This window comes from Actinomycetota bacterium (assembly GCA_030774015.1).
Classification (GTDB): domain Bacteria; phylum Actinomycetota; class UBA4738; order UBA4738; family JACQTL01; genus JALYLZ01.
Map to the genome: position 1 here is coordinate 1 of JALYLZ010000129.1, position 4,548 is coordinate 4,548.

Consider the following 4,548-nt stretch of genomic DNA (forward strand, 5'->3'; position numbering starts at 1 on the left):
GGCCGAGAACGCGACCACGCGGGCCACCGTGCGGCGGTAGAACTCCTCGAACGCCGCCCGGTCCCGCCCCGCCCGGGCCAGGAGCTGCTCGTCGCTCATCCGCCGGACGTCCACCAGCCCCTCCTCCCGAGGATCGGCACCTTCGTGGAGGTATTGGCCGGCGCCGTCCCGACGCAACGCCATTTCCGGAACTTCTCGGACGTATGCTCCGCCCCGATGCGCGCCCCGCTCGTCCGGTCCGTGCTGCCCGTGACCCTCCTGCTGCTGGCCTGGAGCGGGTCCCCCGCGACCAAGCCGCCGTCGCAGCTCGACCTGGCCCGGCATCGGATCAAGCACGTCGTGTTCATCGTGAAGGAGAACCGCACGTTCGACACGATGTTCGGCACGTTCCCGGGCGCCGACGGGGCTCGCCACGGCCGGACGTGCGGCGGCAAGCTCGTGCCGTTGACGCGGGCGTCCGACCGGACGTACGGCGCCAACCACTCGTTCGTGGCCGGCATCCGCGCCATCAACGGCGGCCGGATGAACTGCTTCAACCGCCTGTGGGACGGCTCCGGCCTGGTCTCCTACGTCCAGTACCACCAGGACCAGATCCCCAACTACTGGGCGTACGCCTCGCATTTCACCCTGGCCGACCGGTTCTTCAGCTCCGCGTACGGGCCCACCATGATCGAGCACCTGTGGGCGGTGGCGGCCCAGTCCGACCGCTTCGTGGGGCCGGACGACGACGGCGGCGCCGGCACCGGGCCCCCCGCCCAGTTCTGCGAGGACCCCGCGGAGCGGGCCCGCTCGTTCCGGGTCCTGGGCCCGAAGGCCACCCAGGACGCGTTCGCCCTGGAGGACCGGGCCGCCACGCTGCCGCTGGTGAAGAACTACTGGACCACCCGGTGGCCGTGCACGGACGTGAAGGTCCTCCCCGACGAGCTCCGCGCGCACGGCGTGGCGTGGCGCTACTACCAGGGCGAGAGCCTGTGGGCGCAGCCGCTGCGGATGGTGCACCACGTCCGGTTCGGGCCGGAGTGGCGAAACGTCGTCCCCGAGCCCCAGTTCATCCCCGACGCCCTGGCGGGGCGGCTCCCGGCGGTGTCCTGGGTGGTCCCGCCGGTCCCGGAGTCCGACCACCCGCCGTACGGCATCTGCCAGGGCGAGAACTGGACCGTCCGGACGCTGAACGCGATCATGCAGGGCCCCGAGTGGTCGAGCACGGCGGTGGTCGTCACGTGGGACGACTTCGGGGGCTTCTACGACCACGTCCCCCCACCCCACGTCGACCTGTACGGTCTGGGCCCGCGCGTCCCGGCCATCGTCATCTCGCCGTGGGCCAAACCGGGGTTCGTGGACCACACCACGCTGGAGTTCTCGTCAGTCCTGAAGCTGATCGAGGACCTCCACGGGCTGAAGCCGCTGACCCAGCGTGACGGCGAGGCGGCCGACCTGCTGGAGGCGTTCGATTTCACGCAGAGGCCGAACCCGCTGCTGGTGCTGTCCGAACGAGACTGCGCGCCGGCCCGCCGAGGCTAGCGGCCCTCGGCGACCTGCCCCGATTCGGTGACCCGGAGGTCGGTGAACCCCGAGTGCTCCTTCGGCCCCTCGACCAGCATCGTCGAGTCGTCGAGGCATCCCAGCCGGTGCAGCGTGTCGAGCACCCGCTGGAGCGATTCCTCGGGCGTCTCCACCATGGTGTCGAGCCTCAGCTCGGGGTCCTCGGGAGCCTCGTAGGGATCGTCCACGCCGGTGAAGCCGGTGATCTCTCCCGCCATGGCCTTCTTGTACAGGCCCTTGGGATCGCGATGATCGGCGATCTCCTTCACGGTCGCGTGGACGTGGACCTCCACGAACTTCGCCGTCTTCTCGATCTGGGTGCGCACGGCGTCGCGCGTCTCCCGGTACGGGGAGATCGGACAGCAGATCGTGACCACGCCGTTTCGGGCCAGCAGGTCCGCCACGAACCCGATCCGCAGGACGTTGGTGTCGCGGTCCTCCTTGGAGAACCCCAAGCCCTTGGACAGGTTCTGCCGGACCACGTCTCCGTCCAGGATCTCGGTCCTCATCCCGCGGGCCCTCAGCTCGTGGAAGAGCATCTCGGCGATGGTGGACTTGCCCGCTCCGGACAGTCCGGTGAACCAGACGCAGAACCCGCTCTCGCCGCTGGTACCGCTGCCGCTGCCGCTGCCGTCCAGATCCCTCACAGGAAGCTCTTCCCCTCCGCGCCCTCCGGCGCCTCGATGCCGTACAGCGACAGGATCGACGGGCCCACATCGACGAGGCGCAGCCCCTCCTGCCGGCCCACGGCCTGCCCCGGGCGGCCCGCCATCACGAACACGCCGGTCCGGTCGTGGTTGGCCCCGTCGGGGCCGGTGTCGTTCTCGTAGGTGAAGATGTCCTCGTAGCCGACCGTGCCCACCGAGCGCCACTCCAGGTCGCCGAAGTACACGATGAGGTCCGGGGCGACCCCGCGGACCTCCGAATAGACGTCCTCGGGCTTGAACACGCGGGTCCCGAGCGACGTGCCGTCCGGGCCGGGCATGGCCTCGAGCTTCGCCACCAGCTCGTCGCGGGTCTCCTCGTACCGCCCGGGGTCCACCACGCCCTGCGGCTCGCGCCCCTTCACGTTCAGGAACAGGCGGCCGTAGTACCCCCCGTCGCCCCATGCCACGGTGCGCTTCCAGTCGATGGGGGCCTTGGCGATCGGCGTGAGCCCCTCCGGCGACTCCGTCATGGCCAGGTATCCCTCGCGCATGAGCCAGTCGTTGAAGCACAGGCCGCCGATCATGGGTCGGGCCCCGTGGTCGGACATCACGATGGTGATGGCGTCGTGCGGAAGCGCCTCCAGCAGCGAGCCGATCTCCTTGTCCAGGTACCGGTAGTAGTCCTGGAACGCGGTCTCGAACGCGTTCCCGGGCTCGTACTTCGGATGCTTGGGGTCGTAGTACTGCCAGAACACGTGGTGCAACCGGTCCGGGCCCATCTCCACGAGCATGAAGTAGTCCCACGGCTTTGTACGAATCAGCCGGCGGGCCACCGCGAACCGCCGCTCTGTCATCTTGAACACCTGGTCCAGGACGAACTCGTAGCCCTTGTCGCGGAAGTTCGGGATGTCGAAGATGTAGTTGCCCGCCCCGACCTCCTCCTCGACCTCGTGCATCACCTCGGCCGGATACGCGTACGTCTTCGCCGACGGCGGCGTCAGGAAACACGAGATCCGCCACCCCTCGACCGGCTTCGGCGGGTAGCTGGGCGGCACGCCGATCAGCAGCGACTTCAGGCCGTTCTGCCCCAGGAAGTCCCACACGGCGGGCTCTTTCACGGCGTCCGAGGTGGCGATGGAGAGTCCCTCGTAGCTCGAGTCCTTGCGGTTACGGAAGCCGTAGATCCCGAGCTGCCCCGGCGTCTTCCCGGTCATGGCGCAGGCCCATCCGGGGACGGTGATCGGAGGGGTGATGCTGGCCAGGTCGCCGTGCATTCCCCGGGCCATCAGCTCGCGGATGTTGGGGACCTCGTCGGCCAGGTCCCGGAACAGCAACTGCGGCGTTGCGCAGTCCAGGCCGATCACGGCCACCCTGGGTCCCTGTATCGTCACGTCTGCCTCGTCGTCTCGGAGTGCCGTCCTCACGAAAAGGAGCCCGGCCTGCGTGGGCCGCGCTCCGGAGGACGGCGGCCATTGTACCCGCTGGCCGGGAGGGCAAGCCCGTACAATCGCCCCCCGTGGCCTTCCTGCGAAGGGTCCTGTATCTCCAGGCAGCGGTGTTCTTCCTGGGCGGCCTGGCCCTGGCCATCGCTCCGCGCCTGGTGCTGGTGAACCTCTTCTCGGAGGTAGCCCAGCCCCACTACGCCTGGGTCCAGATCGTGGGGGTCCAGGCCATGGTGCTGGCCATGTTCATGGTCCTCGTCGCGCAGCGCTCCGAGCAGGTGTGGTGGTGGTCGTGGACGTTCGTCATCGTCTCCGCGGCCATCACCGTCATCGCCGTGCTGAACGCCCTGTTCGGGCTGGACCTCGTGCCGACGCCGGGCCCGGTCTTCACCACCCTGAGCCGGCACGGGTTCTCCACGATCCTGTGGTGGCTGCTGGCCGCCGTGAACGCGGCCTTCACCCTGGCCCTGCTGTGGGGCCTGGGGAAGACCGGCCAGGAACGCCCGCTGCCGCAGGCCGACTAACTCTGCGCCTCCATCCACCACTCGGTGAACTCCGAGCAGCGTCCGTCGTCCGTGAGCCGGATCACCCACAGGTTCGAGTAGGCGGGCGGTTCGTGGTCCGGGTAGTCGGTCCACCCCCGCACGAACGCGAGGTCTCCCGCGGTCGCCAGGACCTCGTGGCGGAACCTCCAGTCGCCCGGCTGGTCCTTGTGGTCGATCCACCCCTCCACGATGGCGCCGCGCCCCACCCACGGCTCGCGGTGCGGGGCCGTGTAGTACCTCGCGTCCTCGGTGAACAGCCGCCCGATGTCCTCGGGGTCGTTGGTCTCCCAGGCCCGCACGTACCCCTTGAGCCATTCCTCCACCCGCCCCACATTCATCGAGGTCCCTCCTCCCTCCCGAACGAGGAAGGGC

5 protein-coding genes are annotated in these 4,548 nt (G+C 69.3%); 2 read left to right on the top strand and 3 right to left on the bottom strand.

The annotated features are described in order from the left end of the window. Positions 1 to 216: 216 nt before the first annotated feature. Positions 217 to 1,521, top strand: a complete 1,305-nt coding sequence (locus M3Q23_12745) for a hypothetical protein (protein MDP9342931.1) — start codon at positions 217 to 219, stop codon at positions 1,519 to 1,521. On the opposite strand, the gene cysC is transcribed toward M3Q23_12745, so the two are convergent. Together cysC and M3Q23_12755 are read right to left on the bottom strand one after the other, a co-directional pair. After that, on the bottom strand, positions 1,518 to 2,180 hold the full coding sequence (gene cysC, locus M3Q23_12750) for an adenylyl-sulfate kinase (protein MDP9342932.1): 663 nt from the start codon (positions 2,178 to 2,180) through the stop codon (positions 1,518 to 1,520). The two genes, M3Q23_12745 and cysC, sit on opposite strands and share 4 nt — an antisense overlap. A 5-nt stretch (positions 2,181 to 2,185) precedes the next feature. Continuing rightward, positions 2,186 to 3,580 carry an alkaline phosphatase family protein gene (locus M3Q23_12755; protein ID MDP9342933.1) on the bottom strand — a complete coding sequence of 465 codons (1,395 nt, stop codon included), beginning with the start codon at positions 3,578 to 3,580 and terminating at the stop codon, positions 2,186 to 2,188. Between the two features lie 125 nt (positions 3,581 to 3,705). Between M3Q23_12755 and M3Q23_12760 the strand changes: the two genes are divergently transcribed. Further along, positions 3,706 to 4,155 carry a hypothetical protein gene (locus M3Q23_12760; protein ID MDP9342934.1) on the top strand — a complete coding sequence of 150 codons (450 nt, stop codon included), beginning with the start codon at positions 3,706 to 3,708 and terminating at the stop codon, positions 4,153 to 4,155. On the opposite strand, the gene M3Q23_12765 is transcribed toward M3Q23_12760, so the two are convergent. Next, positions 4,152 to 4,514 (bottom strand): nuclear transport factor 2 family protein, encoded by a 363-nt coding sequence (locus tag M3Q23_12765; protein ID MDP9342935.1) that lies wholly within the window; start codon positions 4,512 to 4,514, stop codon positions 4,152 to 4,154. The genes M3Q23_12760 and M3Q23_12765 overlap by 4 nt on opposite strands. Positions 4,515 to 4,548 lie beyond the last annotated feature (34 nt).

Bases quoted from the DNA above. Each gene is read 5' to 3' on its own strand.
- M3Q23_12745 (MDP9342931.1), top strand. From the start codon at position 217: ATGCGCGCCCCGCTCGTCCGGTCCGTGCTGCCCGTGACCCTCCTGCTG.
- M3Q23_12765 (MDP9342935.1), bottom strand. From the start codon at position 4,514: ATGAATGTGGGGCGGGTGGAGGAATGGCTCAAGGGGTACGTGCGGGCC.